This is a genomic window from Pseudomonas sp. AC193, assembly GCF_979258075.1.
Map to the genome: position 1 here is coordinate 3,718,099 of NZ_OZ409832.1, position 17,183 is coordinate 3,735,281.

Consider the following 17,183-nt stretch of genomic DNA (forward strand, 5'->3'; position numbering starts at 1 on the left):
TACCCTTGTAAGGAAAAGCGGTTTTTACGTCAGACCAGGACAGCTATTACCAAAAATACCGCAGCCCGACGGTCGCCCCCCACGGCTTCTCAATATGTTCCCCATTCGAGTAATCAAAGTCCGCATGCACCTGCCACTTCTCGGACATCGCCACTGCCACACCTGCGCCAAACTCGCCGCGTGTGCCTGACAGGTCATTGTTAAACACGTTGTCGTTGACTTTCACTTCATTATTCTTCGCAAACTCATGAGCGACCGCCATGCGCAGATAAGGCTGCGCAATACTGGCCTTGCCGAACTCGAAGTTACGGCCAACCGTAACGCCCGCCTTGCCGAGCAAGGAACGCGTAGTGTCGCCGTCGGCTGTCATGTCGTTGTCCAGGGTGTAGCGTTTGCCCTGAATTTGCACCGCAGACCATTGGGTGAACGGTTCGATGAAGTAGCCGTCGGCGAGTTTGAATTGCCGACCAAATTCCGCCGAAGCGCCGAGGCCCCAGTTGTCGTAATCACCCTTGGCGCGGGTGTCATCGCTGAGGTTAACCTTCGACTCGTTGCGGAACCGGTTGAACTTGAGCACACCGTCGAAGTAGTAGCCGGTGTCGGCGTCCAGCCAGGTTGCGTAGGGCCCGACGTAGTAGCTTTTTACGGTGCCCGTGGTGCCGTGATCGAGATTCAGATCCGACTTGCTCGTCCCCGCCAGCACACCGACCAGCCACTGACTCTCGCCGACTCGCGCATCGGCGCCCAGCGAGATCCCTTGCTGGTTTTGCTGATAGCCCACGCCCGAGCCATCAGCGACGTTGTACTGGCTGCCGTAGGTGCGCATCCAGCCGCCGGACTGTCCGCCGTTAAGACGCAGCTCGCCCATGCGGGTGCGCAGTGACGACTGTTCGCCATACCAACTGGTGACCGGGGTGTTGAACAAGGCCAGAATCGACTGAGCTCCGGGGCTGATGACTTCGGTGGTCGGATCGAGGTACCACTCTTTGCCGCCCTCGGCATTGGTTCGACTGGCCAGGCTGTAAGACCAGGTGCCGAGATCCACCGCACGATCGCCCGCCAACGTAAAACTGGCACCGTCGGTGGTGCCGGTACGCACCAGTACAACCTGCTCGGGGGCTATCGCATCCAGCCCGGAGGCCGCGACGGCAAGCCCGTAATTCCCCGTCGATTGTCCAGCCACTATGAGTTTGTCACTCTCGCCGCTGACAAAATCGCCCTTCATCACAAACGTACCGGTGGTACCTGCCAACGTGCCGACGTTGAGTGTGTAATAAGTGCTGGTTGCCTCGGCAGCGCCAAACGTGACGCTGCCACCATTCATGGCCAACGTACCAATGTTGTCGTTACCCGTCAGCGTCCAGTTTGATTGGCTTTTGATGTTAACGCTGTTGACCTTGTCGAGACGCCCGGTGAGTTGCGACTGATTTTCCAGGGTGACCGACTCAGTGGTGTTTAACCCATCCACCAGTACGTCACCTGTCATCTGGCTTTGATTGAGCGTCAGATTGGCGGTGCTGTCATCGCTGATATTCAGGTTGCCGAGAAACGTGCTGTTGTTCAGCGCCATCTGCGTCGTCGAGTTCCCGGCGACCCGGACATCGCCGGCGAGTTGACTTTGATCGAAGCGCAGATCGACGTTGCTCCCGCCCGCGATGTTCACATTGCCGGTGAGTACGCTGTTGTTGGCAAAGTTCACGGCCGTCGTGTCGGGCAGGCTATCGATCAGTACATCGCCTTTCATCTGGCTCTGATCGAAGGTCAGGCCAGCGCTGCTGTTGCCGGTGAAGCTGACGTTGCCTTCCAGATTGCTGCCGTTGGCAAACACGACGGTCGCGGTCGAGTCATTGACCAACACGTCGCCTGTCATTTGAGACTGGTCGAAGATAAGGTCGCCCTTGCTGTTATCTGCGATATCGATATTGCCGCGAAGTTCGCTGCGGTCAAGGTGCAGGGCAGTGGTGGAGGCTTCACCAACCAGCACGTCGCCCGCCATAAGACCATGTTGGAACGCGAGATTGGCCGTGCTGTTGTCAGCGACGTTCAGCTTGCCTTCAAGCGTACTGCCGACCACCTCCATCGTTACATTCGAAGCTTCCTGAACGTCCAGCAAGATGCCATTGCCGGAAAGCAGGCGCGTGTAATTAAGCACTTGAATATGAGAGGTCACCCCGGATGTCGCGAGGATCGCCGCGCCGGTCTGTCCTTGCACCTGGACATTATCAAGAATCACGTTGGCGCCGTTGCCTATGCCTTGAGTGTCGGGCCGTAGGCGAATGCCATGCAAACCACCCATGATGCTGCCGCCTTTGGCATGCACTTCTCCCCCAAAGGAATTCAGGCCCACCCCCGTCGCCGCAGTGGCCGTGAGGTGAGTATCGGTCATGACGGTCGTGCTGCCGCCGGACGTTTCGAGCCCTGCCGTTCGGCCAGTGATCTGGCTACCACTGATTACTGCGCTGGAGCCGGTGGGGCTGCCCGCCACCCGATTGACCGACATACCCATACGATCACCCGTCACAATGGCATCGGTCAGACTGGCACTGGCGTTGGTGACGGATACGCCGGCGTTGCCGGAGCGTCCGGCATAGGTTCCACCTACTGCGTTAAGAGCGGATCCGCTGTTTATTAACACCTCGAACGTATTGGCACCGTTGGCATTCAATACACCGCCGTTGCGTGCGAGGTAGTTGTCCTGCGCCGTAGTCTGATCAATATTCAGCGTTTCGCCCGCTTCGATAAAGGTCGCTGCACACACTAGGGGGCTTGACGAAAAAATGGGAACCAAGGTTAACCAGATAAAGTTTTTACTGATCAATCCTAACGAAAATTGAGGTGTACAAACGCCCATGAAACCTCCTTGAAACTTTCAGAAGACAAGCCTTCCCACGAATCAGATGATTAAAACGAGCGCACGATACAAGGAATCAGGTAATTACTCTGTAGGACTAATCTTAAGTTAAGCAAGAATTCACCTCCGCAAATGTAAGAAATTGACAGACGACAAAGCCCCCGCCTGTCAACTTCAAAATGCACACAAAATATTTAAGGAAGAGGGCAGAAATGACCTTCATTATTGATCATTACAACCCTGACCTTATGTGACCCTCCCGATCGATCATGGCCATCAATCTCAGCGACATAGCTGATTTCCCCTTCTCCATCGCCGATCGTTTTCAGCGCTGTTTCGAACGGCAAATAAACCTCAAACCCAAGAACATGCTCTAGCCCCTTCAGCTCTTTTTCAAACAGAAAATCCTCAATGGGATCAGCAACTGGATCCGAGGACTTACCAACCCACTTGAACTTTAATTTCATGTTCGGTGAAAAATCCGTATCACCGTCAACTTTAACGATGGCACCCCAGCCCACCACCGGAATACTACGAAGTGACTTGCAGTTAAGGAACTCGCGATTGGCAGGATTGGTGTACAGATTCAGAATCTTGGGAGCTGGCAAGACGATTGGAATAATATAAGCGTCCACCGCGGTCGGTGGCGACGGGTTTTCATTGTCACCATTTGCCGTTGGGTTGGAAATAACATACCGCGCTGACTTAATACCATTACCACTGTCCAGGAACACTGCCTTGGGCAGTTTGAAAGGAATTTTAAATCCTGCGGCCTCCGTCCCGTCAACCTCGTATTGCCCGTTGGGCGGTGGCACCTTAACGCCTTCCCAGACAAGATCGACGATATCGCCGTCCTTGTAACCGGTGTAAATAGTCAGATCAATATCAATATCATTGCCCACGTCCGCTTCTACCAACTTGTCATTGCCGGTGCTGCCTTTGACAATCAGTTTTGTCAGGTTCGGATTGCCCAACTCCGGATCGGGCTGAGGGTTAACCGGACCTGCAATAGACAAGTCAACCTTGAGGGGCACTGCGGTTCCTTCGGGATAAGGTTTGCCTTCCCGTAAAATCTCGTAAGTAAGCGTTACGTCTTTCGGTCCGGGATCGGTACCCTTCACAACCAGAAACGGCACATCAACAATCACTTCAGTCTTACCGTCAGTGGGTTGAAGTGGTTGAGGCTTCCCATCAAACGTTACGCGAACGGCGTCCCCTGGAATGCCATTATCAAACACCGGAATGACGACCCCTAACGAGGGAAATGCATCGTCCAGATCTATCAGATCATCATCTTCATGTAATGGAACCTTTGCAGGCTTCAAAGCACTTGGGGTGGGTCGAAGCTGAATGGTGAATGTAAACGGATTGGATGACGGCCCGATATTGCCGACCCGATCTTCGTATTTACAATAAAAAATATGCTGGCCTTCGCCCATCGTTTCGATAATGTTTTTTTCGATTTTTATTTCAATGGGCAACGTCGTGTCTTCGACAACTTTATAAAAACCCACCGACACACCAGGGTCGCTCTTCCCATAATATCCGTTGTAAATATCACCTGGCTTAATATCACCTGGGGCATCAAGCGTCATGGTGATGCCATCGAGGTCAGCCAGAATATCTCGGGTCACCAGACCATCAATAACTTCAACCGGAGGAGTACCCGGCGTAGCGGGTAATCCAAAACCGGGAGCCGTAGTATCGATAAAAAATATCAACGATTCTGATTGACTTTCATTACCCCCGTATTCGATTTTGTAAGACAAATTGAACAACCCTGACGTCGTCGTAAAGGCTCCGCCCAATGTCATTAGAAATGGATTGTCTGGCACCATTGGAAGGTCTACCCATCCCCCAAACGGTACCCCGTCTTTACAAAGGGAGATCAATGTTTCATCGGGTTTTGCGCCAGGAGGAACTTGCACATCATTAAGTTTAACGGCGCAGTCTTTCCCCTGAAGGATAACTGGCAACTTGTGAATATCGTCCCCCGCGATCGGGCCCAACATCCCTTCAACTTGCGGCGCCGCACCGGCTGTCAATAAGGACTTACGCAAGGCACTCAACTGTTTGCGAGAAGATTTTTTTGCCGCCGACAACTCTTTCAAATAAGTCATAACCGATCTCCTGATCAAATAGACGCGCCAAGTCATTTGCTTCCACTACTGATTGACGAAGCGGACTCGGCATTCACTGCATTACACGATTTGAAACTGCTTCAGTTTTCCTGACACACATCATTAGTTGGCGAACAGATGTCGCCGCTGGGCATAGTCCGGTTGATGATGACGAAGTCCGGTCGAGACGTTCCGCGCCCGCCTCCTGACTTACGCAATTTGTAATACACCAGTGCGGAACCGTTATTGACCATGGGGGCGATCAACCTGTCGTAATCCGCAACGACAATATCGATGCCTGTGCCAGGCACCCGTGTCGGCAGCGGGTGTTCAATTTCCCGGTAAGTTCCGGGAATAGGACGTGTACCGTTGGGCCCCGCGCATCCCTGCCATATAACAATGAGCGTATCGCCCTGCTCGATATTCGGGTCGGCGGGAATTCTTACCGTGACGCCCTCCCACAGTCGGGGTCTGGCGCAACAATGGAGCACGCCTTCCTTTCCGGCATGGGGAAACAGTGGTTCCTTCATGTTGTCGATGACGACAATGTCGACCCTGACATGGGTCGGTAGCGAGTGTTGCTGATTCACTCCGTTGTCGGTGGTGTAGAACACCGGCAAGGCCGGATTCTTTTTATCGCTGTCGATTACATGCCACGGCACGATAAAGGAGATCGGTTGACCGGCCACATCGCCAGACTGAACTTTGTACTGAGCAACAGCCCCTGTGTAACTGCCCCAGTGAAGTTCCAGCAACTGTCCGGCTTCGGGTGCGTCGTACAGCGTCAGTGACACAGTGGCCGGGAATCCGTGATCCTCAGTAAGCAACGTGTTGAGGGTGGCGGAATGCTCCCCATATACCTCAACCAACGCGAGGTCTTCATTAATCAGAGCGGGTGCCTTGTCATGATCCTGGCCCGCCAGCGTCAGGTTGACTGCGACCGATATCTCTGGCGAAGGCCTTCCGTACACCGCTCCCTGCCTTATTTTGTAGTAAATTTTTGCTCGAAATGGCCCGTCGCCTCTGTCGTGCAACGCCGGCCAGGGCACGGGGGCTTTCAACGGAAAACCGGCAAGATCCACGGGAATCTCGGCAAGCGCGATACCGTCCCAGAAAACCGCGACCCATTGCGCGGAATCCGCAAGGTCGTATCGATCGATCTCCACAAACAGCCCGTCCCGGGCCTGCTGCCGATCCACCAGACCTCTTGCGGAGAGCGGAACCCTTGGAGGTGGCAAGGCACCGGGAGCGGGAGTCAGATCAACATTGATCGGCGAAAGAAAGGAGTGTGGCCCTTCATTCCCCGCGGGATCTCTGAGGAAGTAATAAAGGAAGCGTTTACCCGCGCCCCCGGCACGAATTTCATCGGCGTACACCGTGATGTTCAGACGTTTCGCGGCGATGTCTTCGGCACTGAATTCCTGCTCACGAACCGGAGCCTCGGTGTCCGGAGGGTCTTGCTCCGATGTCCAGTAATACACTGCCCGATCGCCTCTTTCGGCGTCGATATACCAAGGCACCAGCGCGTTGACCTCACCCTCTTGCTCCAAGAAGATTTCGTCAATAGTGCCGCCCAATTCGGCGGGGAATATCACGGCCCCTGGCTTGTTGCCGAAATTGGGCTTGCTGGTATCGATCGTCAGGGTTTTACGGTCTCCGGGATTCGGATTACTGCCGTAAATGGAGACGCGGATCGCCACTTCATACACGCCGTGTGACAGAAGATCCCGGGGCACATAAAGTGTTTGCGGCCAGGTGATGGGGTCGCTGGTCGGGTACCAACGCTCGTCGACGTTATTGAAGACCCCACCTTTGGGCATAAAACCCAATTCAACACGGTCGAGCTCACCCGGTGCCATTCCTTGGCCGAAGTCTTCGAAGGTCACCGCCAGCCTGTCACCCAATGCTGTCAGCGGCAGCAATCCCCTGGGGTCATCCGGATCGAGCACAGCGGGGACTTTGGGTGCTTCCATCGCGGCAGCTATTTCAGCGAGGCCATCGATCGGCGGCTCGGCAGGATGTTCATGCTTGTCCATTTCCCGGCCTTCCCTTATGAAAGTTGCGGAGCGGCGCGATTTGCGCCGTCACTGCATGGCTTCATTTAATGCGCGAGGGCAGGTTCTGACTACTGTCAGAAATTACAGGTTTTGCGACCGTTCGTCGGAGAACTGCCCACCTGAGCTTCCTCACACGCCGGGAATATCATTGAGATCCATTATTTTCAGACGTAAAAAAACCCGCCCTCCCTTTCAACCGGGAGCGCGGGTTTTGTCGTTTCAGCCTCAGATCAGACGGTATCGACCTTCAACGAATGATCGTTGAGCATGCCGGTGATGATCGTCGCCGTGTCGTGCCCGCTGGCAATCATCCCGCCGGCCCCCGGTGTTACACCGTAGTGGCTGGCGAGGTTGACGCCGGCCAGGTCGATGGTCTGGTTTGGCGCGGCACCGGCCATGGCGCTGACGTCGATGCTGGTGAGCACCGACGCGCCCGTGCCGGTGACGGTGAAGTGCAGGTAGTCATCGAGCGACGCCGTGGTGCCGTTTTCACCTTGCAACAGTTGCGACAGGTCGAGCTTGTCGGTGCCGGGGGTGAAGTCGGTGATGGTGTCGTGGCCGCTGTTGCCCTTGAGGTACTGGAAGGTGTCGGCCCCTGCTCCGCCGGTCAGGGTGTTGTTGCCCAGGCCGCCGATCAGCAGGTCGTCACCGCCGCCACCGTTGAGGATGTCGTTGCCCAGCCCACCATTGATCACGTTGTTATTGTTGTCACCGGTCAACGTGTCGTTGAAGTTCGAGCCGACGAGGTTTTCGATGCCCGTCAGGATGTCAGTTCCGGCACCGAGGGTATTTTGCGCACCGAGCAGGCCGAGGTTGACGGTGACGCCGGCGGTGGCGTGGGCATAGCTTGCCGTGTCCGTGCCGGTGCCGCCGTCCAGAAGGTCATTGCCCGGGCCGCTGTAGAGCAAATCGTTGCCGGCGCCGCCGTGCATTTCATTGTTGCCAGAGCCTGCGGTGAGCACATCGTTGCCGTCGCCGGCGTTGATGATGTTGTTGCCGGTGCCTGCGACGAGGATGTCATCGCCGGAGGTTCCGGTGAGGGTGTGGCCGTCCTGGTAGCTGATGCTGACGTTGGCGGTGTCGCTGCCGCCATGGTTGTCGTTGGCGGTGTAGGTGCCGTTGAAGTCCGGGGTGATGTCGTGCGCCCCGGCGTAGTTGACCGTCATGGTCAACTGATAGTTTTCCGCCGCCGTAGTGTTGCTGCCACTGGTGTTGGTGATGTTGGTCACGTGGATCTGATAGGTACCGTCAGCGCTCGCGGTGATGGTACCGCCGTCAGCAATGGCGGTGAACGCGCCACCATTGATCGAGTACTCCATGGTGATGTGACCGGCCGCCAGGTTGTGATCCAGATTCAGCGTTTCGCCTTCTTTCAGTTTGACGGTGATCAGGTCTTCGTCGTTGGCATTGCTGTTGGAAACGGCGCCGAGATAGCCACTGATCACCAGCACGGCGGTCATCGCCGCAGTGTTGGCCGCGAATGAACTGCGCACATCGGCCAGGCTTTGGTTGGCGGCATTGTTGCCCGTGCCGGCGAAGCTGATCGCGCCAGTGCCGGTGAAGTCCGCGCCCTTCGCTGCCCAACCGGTATTGAACGTCGTTGGGGTGGCGTTGAGTGTATCGCCATTCGGATCGGTGTCGTTGGCCAGCAACAACTCGCCCGGCACCACCACGTTGCTCGACAGCACGTTGGTGATGACGTGATCGTCCGCCGCCACCGGAGGCGCGTTGGGGATCACTTTCACGGTCAGTGTCGAGCTGGCGAGGTCGCCGTCGTTGTCGCTGACGGTGAAGCCGATGTTCTCGGTGATCACCACCGCAGTGGTTTTCTGCGAGGTGTAGGTGTAGTCGCCGGTGTCGAGGTTGACCACCAGCGTGCCGCCATTGTTGGTGGCGATGCTCACCGAGTTGTCCACGGTGTTGAAGGTGCCGTGGTTGGTGCCGCCGCTCGGCGTCAACGAACCCTGCCCGCTGAGGGCTTTCGGATCGTAGGTGTAGGTGGTGCCGTCGACGACGATGGTTTTGATAAAGCCGCCATCCGCACCGAACGTACCGCCCTCGCCCAGCAACGAGCCGGTAACCGGCGCGCCGACCACGGTACCCGAAAGCACCGAGTTGAGTTGGTTGAGATCGGTCACCACTACAGCATTGGTGTTGGTGTGGGTGATGCCGTCGTACGCCACTGGATCGAGGTTGGCGTTGCTCACGCCGCTGCCCAGACCGATCGCGTAGTTACGGATGTTGTTGGCATCGAGGAAGGCTTTCAGCGCGGTTTCGTCCGCCGTGCCGATTTCCTGGCCGGTGGTCGGTTTACCGTCGGAGAAGAAGTAGCCGACATTCTGCGCGCCGGTGAGTTTGCCCGAGGTGTTGAACGCAGTCTGCATGGTCGCTACGGCGGCGTCGTAGTTGGTACCGCCGCCCGCGGTCAGGCCTGCAAGAATCGACTTGGCAGTGGCGACATCGACCCACACCGAGGTGCGATCGGTAGCGCTGCTGCTGAAGGTCACCAGTTGCACTTTGACGTCGCCGAGATCGTCGTACTTGTCGAGCAGCGCACTGATCGCCTGCTTGGCCAGCGCCAGTCGCGACAGGCCCGGCACACCGGAGGCGTCGGCCATACTGCCGGAGATGTCGAGGACGATCAGCAAGTTGGAATCGATCTCCACCGCCGCCACCGAACGATCGGAAGCCACGGCTTTTGGCACGTCATCGACGATGTTGACGACGATGGTGCTGGTGGTGCTGTTGCCCAGCGCATCGGTGGCTTTGTAGGTGAAACTTTCGCTGAGAGTATTCGCGCCGTCGTTGGCGTTCGGCGAGGTTTTCGGCGCCGAAGTCAGCGTGTAGGTGTAGGTGCCGTCGGCATTCAGCTGGATCTGCCCGTAGCTGCCAGTGGCGCTGCCGACCAAGGTGTAAGTCAGCGCGCCGCTGCCGCCGGTGACCGCGCCGACCAGCGTGCCCGTCGCGGTTTCGCCGGTGTTGGTTGGATCGCTACCGGTGACCGTACCGGCGGCCAGATCCTGGCCATCCTTGGTCAGGTCGAGGGCTTTTTCGTAGACCGTGACGTCCTGATCGACCGAGGCAATCAGTTTGCTGTCGGCGACGTTGATGGTGATGGTCGTGGTGCTTTCATCGCCGTCACCATCGCGGATGGTGTAGGTGAAGGTGTCGGTCGCGCCCGCAGGGCTCACCGAGTTCGGGTTGCTGTGATAAATGGCGTTGCCCGCTGCATCGAGGGTCAGGTAACCGAAGTTGCCGTTGATGTTGCTGTTGAGCCCGCCGATGGCCGAGGTGCCGGTGTTGCTGCCGGCGCGCACGCCGACCACGGCGCCGCCCGCCGCTGCACCATCGGCGCCGGTAACGTCGTTACCCAACACGCTGATATTGACGGTACCGCCCTCGGCCACCGATCCGGTGTCGGCTTTGGCAGTCGGCAGGTCATCGATGATGTTGACGTTGATCTGGCCGTTGGCGGTGCTGCCGTCGCCGTCGGTGGCGACCACGTTGAAGTTCTCGGTGAGGGTGTTGGCGCCGTTGGCGGTTGGGTGTGCCTCGTTATCGACCAGGGTGTAGCTGTAACTGACGACACCGGTGGTTTCGTTGAAACCAGTGATCGTGAGCGTGCTGCCCAACGGCGTGGTAATCGATTGCGGGAAGCCTGCGGCCACACCGCCGGTGACCACAGCAATGCCGCCGACGGTGAGGGTTTGCAAACCGTCCAGTGCGGTCACGGTGAAGGTGCCGCTTTGGGTCAGCAGCGCTGTGTTCGGGCTGCTGCCGTCGCTGAGGTTTTTCTCGTAGACAGTGAGTTCGCCACCGTTGACGTCGAGGCCGTTGAGAATCACCGGATCGTCGTTGTTGTGGATGTTCAGCACCAGGTTGGCGGTGCTGGCGTCACCGTCGGAATCGGTGATGGTGTAGGTGAATGTTTCAGTGCCGTTGCCATTGCCGTGCAGCGCTTTGAAGTCGGCGTCGTTGGTGTTCAGGGTGTAGGTGTAAGTGCCGTTGGCGTTGAGCACCAATGTGCCGTAAGTACCGGTAAAAGTACCGGCGGTGATTGGGCCGGCATTCGGGCCGGTAGGTACGCGATCGGCGCCTTGTACGTCGTTGGTCAGGACGTTGCCGGTGAGGCTGAGATTGGTTTCTGACGCGGTGCCGGCGTTGCTGTCGTTCACACCTTTTGGCAGGTCGTCGATGATATTCACATCGAGGGTGGCATTGGCGGTGGTGCCGTTGTCATCCACAACAGTGACGGCGAACTGCTCAGGCAGATTGTTTGCGCCGTTAGCGGTTGGGTGCGCTTCGTTATCGACCAGGGTGTAGCTGTAGCTGACGACGCCGGTGGTTTCATTGAAACCGGTGATGGTCAGTGTGCTGCCCAATGGGGTGGTGATTGATTGCGGGAAACCTGCGGCTACGCCGTTAGTGACGACAGCGATGCCGCCCACGGTCAGGGTGGTGACGCCGTCCAGCGCAGTGATGTTGAACGTGCCGCTTTGAGTCAATGCACCGGAGTCTGGAGCACTGCCGTCGCTGAGGTTTTTCTCGTAAACGGTGAGTTCGCCACCGTTGACGTTGAGACCGTTGATAACCACCGGATCGTCGTTGTTGTGGATCTGCAAGACGAGGTTTGCGGTGCTGGTATCGCCGTCCGAATCGGTAATGGTGTAGGTGAAGGTTTCTGTCCCGTTGCCGCCACCGTGCAGCGCTTTGAAATCGGCGTCGGTGGTGTTCAGCGTGTAGGTGTAGGTGCCGTTGGCGTTGAGCACCAATGTGCCGTAAGTCCCGGAGAAAGTACCGGCGGTGATTGGGCCGGCATTCGGGCCGGTAGGTACGCGATCGGCGCCTTGTACGTCGTTGGTCAGGACGTTGCCGGTGAGGCTGAGATTGGTTTCTGACGCGGTGCCGGCGTTGCTGTCGTTCACACCTTTTGGCAGGTCGTCGATGATATTCACATCGAGGGTGGCATTGGCGGTGGTGCCGTTGTCATCGACGACGGTGACCGCGAACTGCTCTGGCAGATTGTTTGCGCCGTTAGCGGTTGCGTGCGCTTCGTTATCGACCAGGGTGTAGCTGTAGCTGACGACGCCGGTGGTTTCGTTGAAACCGGTGATGGTCAGTGTGCTGCCCAATGGGGTGGTGATTGATTGCGGGAAACCAGCGGCCACGCCGTTAGTGACGACAGCAATGCCGCCGACGGTCAGCGTGGTGACGCCGTCCAGCGCAGTGATGTTGAAGGTGCCGCTTTGGGTCAGTGCGCCGGAGTCTGGTGCGCTGCCGTCGCTGAGGTTTTTTTCGTAAACGGTGAGTTCGCCGCCATTCACGTTGAGACCATTGATGATCACCGGATCGTCGTTGTTGTGGATCTGCAAGACGAGGTTCGCGGTGCTGGTATCGCCGTCGGAGTCGGTGATGGTGTAGGTGAAGGTTTCTGTCCCGTTGCCGCCACCGTGCAGCGCTTTGAAATCGGCGTCGGTGGTGTTCAGCGTGTAGGTGTACGTGCCGTTGGCGTTGAGCACCAATGTGCCGTAAGTCCCGGAGAAAGTACCGGCGGTGATTGGGCCGGCATTCGGGCCGGTAGGTACGCGATCGGCGCCTTGTACGTCGTTGGTCAGGACGTTGCCGGTGAGGCTGAGATTGGTTTCTGACGCGGTGCCGGCGTTGCTGTCGTTCACACCTTTTGGCAGGTCGTCGATGATATTCACATCGAGGGTGGCATTGGCGGTGGTGCCGTTGTCATCCACAACAGTGACGGCGAACTGCTCAGGCAGATTGTTTGCGCCGTTAGCGGTTGGGTGCGCTTCGTTATCGACCAGGGTGTAGCTGTAGCTGACGACGCCGGTGGTTTCATTGAAACCGGTGATGGTCAGTGTGCTGCCCAATGGGGTGGTGATTGATTGCGGGAAACCTGCGGCTACGCCGTTAGTGACGACAGCGATGCCGCCCACGGTCAGGGTGGTGACGCCGTCCAGCGCAGTGATGTTGAACGTGCCGCTTTGAGTCAATGCACCGGAGTCTGGAGCACTGCCGTCGCTGAGGTTTTTCTCGTAAACGGTGAGTTCGCCACCGTTGACGTTGAGACCGTTGATAACCACCGGATCGTCGTTGTTGTGGATCTGCAAGACGAGGTTTGCGGTGCTGGTATCGCCGTCCGAATCGGTAATGGTGTAGGTGAAGGTTTCGGTGCCGTCACCGCCGCCATGCAACGCTTTGAAATCAGCATCAGTGGTGTTGAGGGTGTAGGTGTAAGTGCCGTTGGCGTTGAGCACCAATGTGCCGTAAGTCCCGGAGAACGTACCGGCGGTGATTGGGCCGGCATTCGGGCCGGTAGGTACGCGATCGGCGCCTTGTACGTCGTTGGTCAGGACGTTGCCGGACAGGCTCAGCAGGGTTTCTGAGGCGGTGCCGGCGTTGCTGTCGTCCACGCCTTTTGGCAGGTCGTCGATAATGTTTACATCGAGGGTCGCATTGGCGGTGGTGCCGTTGTCATCGACGACGGTGACGGCGAACTGTTCTGGCAGCGTATTCGCGCCGTTAGCGGTTGGGTGCGCTTCGTTATCGACCAGGGTGTAGCTGTAGCTGACGACGCCGGTGGTTTCATTGAAACCGGTGATCGTGAGCGTGCTGCCCAATGGCGTGGTGATTGATTGCGGGAAGCCTGCTGCTACGCCATTCGTCACCACGGCGATGCCGCCAACGGTCAACGTGGTGACGCCATCGAGTGCGGTGATGTTGAAGGTGCCGCTTTGGGTCAGTGCGCCGGAGTCTGGTGCGCTGCCGTCGCTGAGGTTTTTCTCGTAAACGGTGAGTTCGCCGCCGTTGACGTTGAGGCCGTTGATGATCACCGGATCGTCGTTGTTGTGGATCTGCAAGACGAGGTTCGCGGTGCTGGTATCGCCGTCGGAATCGGTGATGGTGTAGGTGAAGGTTTCTGTCCCGTTGCCGCCACCGTGCAGCGCTTTGAAATCGGCGTCAGTGGTGTTGAGGGTGTAGGTGTAAGTGCCGTTGGCGTTGAGCACCAATGTGCCGTAAGTCCCCGCGAAAGTACCGGCGGTGATTGGCCCGGCATTCTCGCCAACGACCACACGGTCGGCGCCCTGCACATCGTTGGTCAACACGTTGCCAGTGAGCGACAGATTGGTTTCCGAGGCGGTACCTGCGTTCGAGTCATCCACGCCTTTTGGCAAGTCATCGACGATGTTTACATCAAGAGTCGCATTGGCGGTGGTGCCGTTGTCATCGACGACGGTGACGGCGAACTGCTCTGGCAGATTGTTTGCGCCGTTAGCGGTTGCGTGCGCTTCGTTATCGACCAGGGTGTAGCTGTAGCTGACGACGCCGGTGGTTTCGTTGAAACCGGTGATCGTCAGTGTGCTGCCCAATGGGGTGGTGATTGATTGCGGGAAGCCTGCTGCTACGCCGTTGGTGACGACGGCGATGCCGCCAACGGTCAACGTGGTCACGCCGTCCAGCGCAGTGATGTTGAACGTGCCGCTTTGAGTCAGTGCACCGGAGTCTGGTGCGCTGCCGTCGCTGAGGTTTTTCTCGTAAACGGTGAGTTCGCCGCCGTTAACATCCAGACCACCGATTACCACTGGATCATCGTTGTTATGGATCTGCAAGACGAGGTTCGCGGTGCTGGTGTCGCCGTCGGAATCGGTGATGGTGTAGGTGAACGTCTCGGTGCCGTTACCGCCACCGTGCAGGGCTTTGAAATCCGCATCGCTGGTGTTCAGCGTGTAGGTGTAAGTGCCGTTGGCGTTCAGCACCAAAGTCCCGTAAGTCCCCGCAAACGTACCGGCGGTGATCGGCCCGGCAGTCTCGCCAGTGGCCACGCGGTCGGCGCCCTGCACATCGTTGGTCAACACGTTGCCAGTGAGGCTGAGATTGGTCTCCGAGGCGGTGCCGGTATTGCTGTCATCCACCGCTTTTGGCAGGTCGTCGATGATGTTCACATCGAGCGTGGCATTGGCAGTGGTGCCGTTGTCATCGACGACGGTGACGGCGAATTGCTCTGGCAGAGTGTTCGCGCCATTGGCGTTCGGATGCGTTTCGTTATCGACCAGCGTGTAGCTGTAACTGACCACACCTGTCGCCGCGTTGAACCCGGTAATGGTCAACGTGCTGCCCAGCGGCGTCGTCACCGATTGCGGAAAACCAGCCGCGACACCGTTGGTGACCACAGCAATACCGCCGACGGTCAGCGTGGTGACGCCATCGAGAGCAGTAACGGTGAAGCTGCCATTTTGCGTCAGCGCTGCCGAATCAGGTGAACTGCCCAAGGCCAGGTTCTTCTCGAAAACTGTCAGCTCGCCGCCCACAATATTCAAACCGCCGAGGGTCACCGGGTCGTCGTTGTTGTGGATCTGCAAAACCAGATTCGCGGTGCTGCTATCGCCGTCGGAATCGGTGAGGGTGTAGGCGAAGGTTTCGGTGCCGTTGCCACCGCCGTGCAGCGCTTTGAAATCGGCATCGCTGGTATTCAGCGTGTAGGTGTAAGTGCCGTTGGCGTTCAGCACCAGGGTGCCGTAAGTGCCGGTGAACGTGCCCGGCGTCACCGGGCCGGTGGCCACGCGGTCAGCGCCTTGCACATCGTTGGTCAGCACATTGCCGGTCAGCGTCAGCAAGGTTTCCGAAGCGGTTGAGCTGTTGCTGTCATCCACCGCGCGCGGCACGTCGTCGGTGATGTTGACGTCGAGCGTACCGGTCGCGGTATCGCCATTGCTGTCGCCGGCAACCACGGTGAATTGTTCACTGAGGTTGTTCGCGCCGTCGCCCGCCGCGTGGGTGTCGTTGCCGTTGAGGGTGTAGCTGTAAGTGACGACACCGGTGCTCGGGTTGTAGCCGGTAATGGTCAGGGTGTTGCCCAATTGCGTGGTGATCGACTGCGGGAAACCGACCGCCACACCACCGTTGACCAGGCTGATGCCACCAACGCTGAGGCTGGTCAAACCGTCCGGCGCGTTAACGGTGAAGCTGCCACTTTGGGTCAGCGCTGCCGGATTGGCGGCCGAGCCGTCGGGCAGATTGGCTTCGTTGAGGTTCAGCTCGCCACCCGGCACGGACAGGCCGTTGAGGGTCACCAGATTGTTGACCGGTGGCGGCACGATCACTGGCGTGTCGTCGCCGTTGTCGATGACCACGTTGTGGCGTTCTTCAGGGAATTCAGGGATGCCGCCGAACCCGGCGGTGGGGAAACCGATGATCGGATCAACCCGCCCGCCGACTTCCGTCAGCAAGACAAAACTGTGACCACCGCCCGCTTCACCCGGCGCGCCACCCGGGGCGTTTGGCCCGGCGGCAGTGGCTTCAGCGGTTTTCGACGGGTCATCACCGGCGGCGATGGCTTTCTGGATTTGCTCAACGTCGGTCAGTTGCGCTTCGCTCGGCGTCACCGCCTCGGCCGCGTTCACGTGCGCGGCTTGATCGGCGAGCAGTTGCCCGGACAGGGTCATGCTGCTGCCGCGCCCAAGGGTTAGCTCTTTGCCATTTTGCAGATGAACGGCAACGGCGCCTTCGGCCCCGGTGATCAATTGATCGCCGGCAAACAGCCGATCGCCTTCGACCAAGGCGCGTTTTGTGCCGTCCGCTGCCTGTGCGAAAACCTGACCAATGACTTTAGTGACGGTACCGATGAGCGTTGCCATGTGAATTCCTCCGCTGCCGACCACTGTCGGCACTGGTTAACGAAGTAGCCCATGGCTCAATCGGGTTGCCGTGGCGACGCTCGCGCCTTCGACAGTTCGTTCGCAGGTTGCGCCGTTCAGGAAAAATCAGTGCTATCAAGCACTTGAAAAACCTGATCAATGCAGCAAACCCACGAGCGCTACGTAACGCTGATGAATCACCCGAGTGACAAAAATCTGTCACTCGCCAGCCGCTACGCGTCCCTCCCCTTCAGCAGTACTTCGCCGTATGTCGCAAAGTGAATGGAACTTTCCTCAAGCCTTTTTGCGCTCCCTAGCGCGCAGAAAACAAAGGCTTTCGAGCTGAACAATGTGCCGGTTTTTACAAACCGCATAAGTTTTTTTCGGAATAAGCCTTATGAAAATTTTTTCTTAGCTACGCTTCATTATGTTCTTAGCTCTGTTGTTACAAGAGTGAAACGCTTTCCACTAAAAATATCGTCAAATTTTTGGCGACAGTAACACACCA

General features: G+C 57.7%; 4 protein-coding genes. All 4 read right to left on the bottom strand.

Features of this window, described 5'->3' with window-relative positions; all coding sequences use genetic code 11:
- Positions 1–46 precede the first annotated feature (46 nt).
- The 4 genes from ACZZ0D_RS16765 to ACZZ0D_RS16780 all read right to left on the bottom strand — a co-directional run bounded on the left by ACZZ0D_RS16765 (position 47) and on the right by ACZZ0D_RS16780 (position 16,675).
- On the bottom strand, positions 47–2,851 hold the full coding sequence (locus ACZZ0D_RS16765; RefSeq protein ID WP_463553818.1) for an autotransporter outer membrane beta-barrel domain-containing protein: 2,805 nt from the start codon (positions 2,849–2,851) through the stop codon (positions 47–49).
- A 194-nt stretch (positions 2,852–3,045) separates the two neighbouring features.
- Positions 3,046–4,971, bottom strand: a complete 1,926-nt coding sequence (locus tag ACZZ0D_RS16770; RefSeq protein ID WP_463553819.1) for a hypothetical protein — start codon at positions 4,969–4,971, stop codon at positions 3,046–3,048.
- 101 nt (positions 4,972–5,072) lie between these two features.
- A complete protein-coding gene (locus ACZZ0D_RS16775; protein ID WP_463553820.1) occupies positions 5,073–7,007 on the bottom strand; it encodes a hypothetical protein in 1,935 nt (644 codons plus the stop codon).
- Positions 7,008–7,258: 251 nt separating this feature from the next.
- Positions 7,259–16,675, bottom strand: coding sequence for a retention module-containing protein (locus ACZZ0D_RS16780; protein ID WP_463553821.1), 9,417 nt, complete (start codon positions 16,673–16,675; stop codon positions 7,259–7,261).
- Positions 16,676–17,183: the final 508 nt, after the last annotated feature.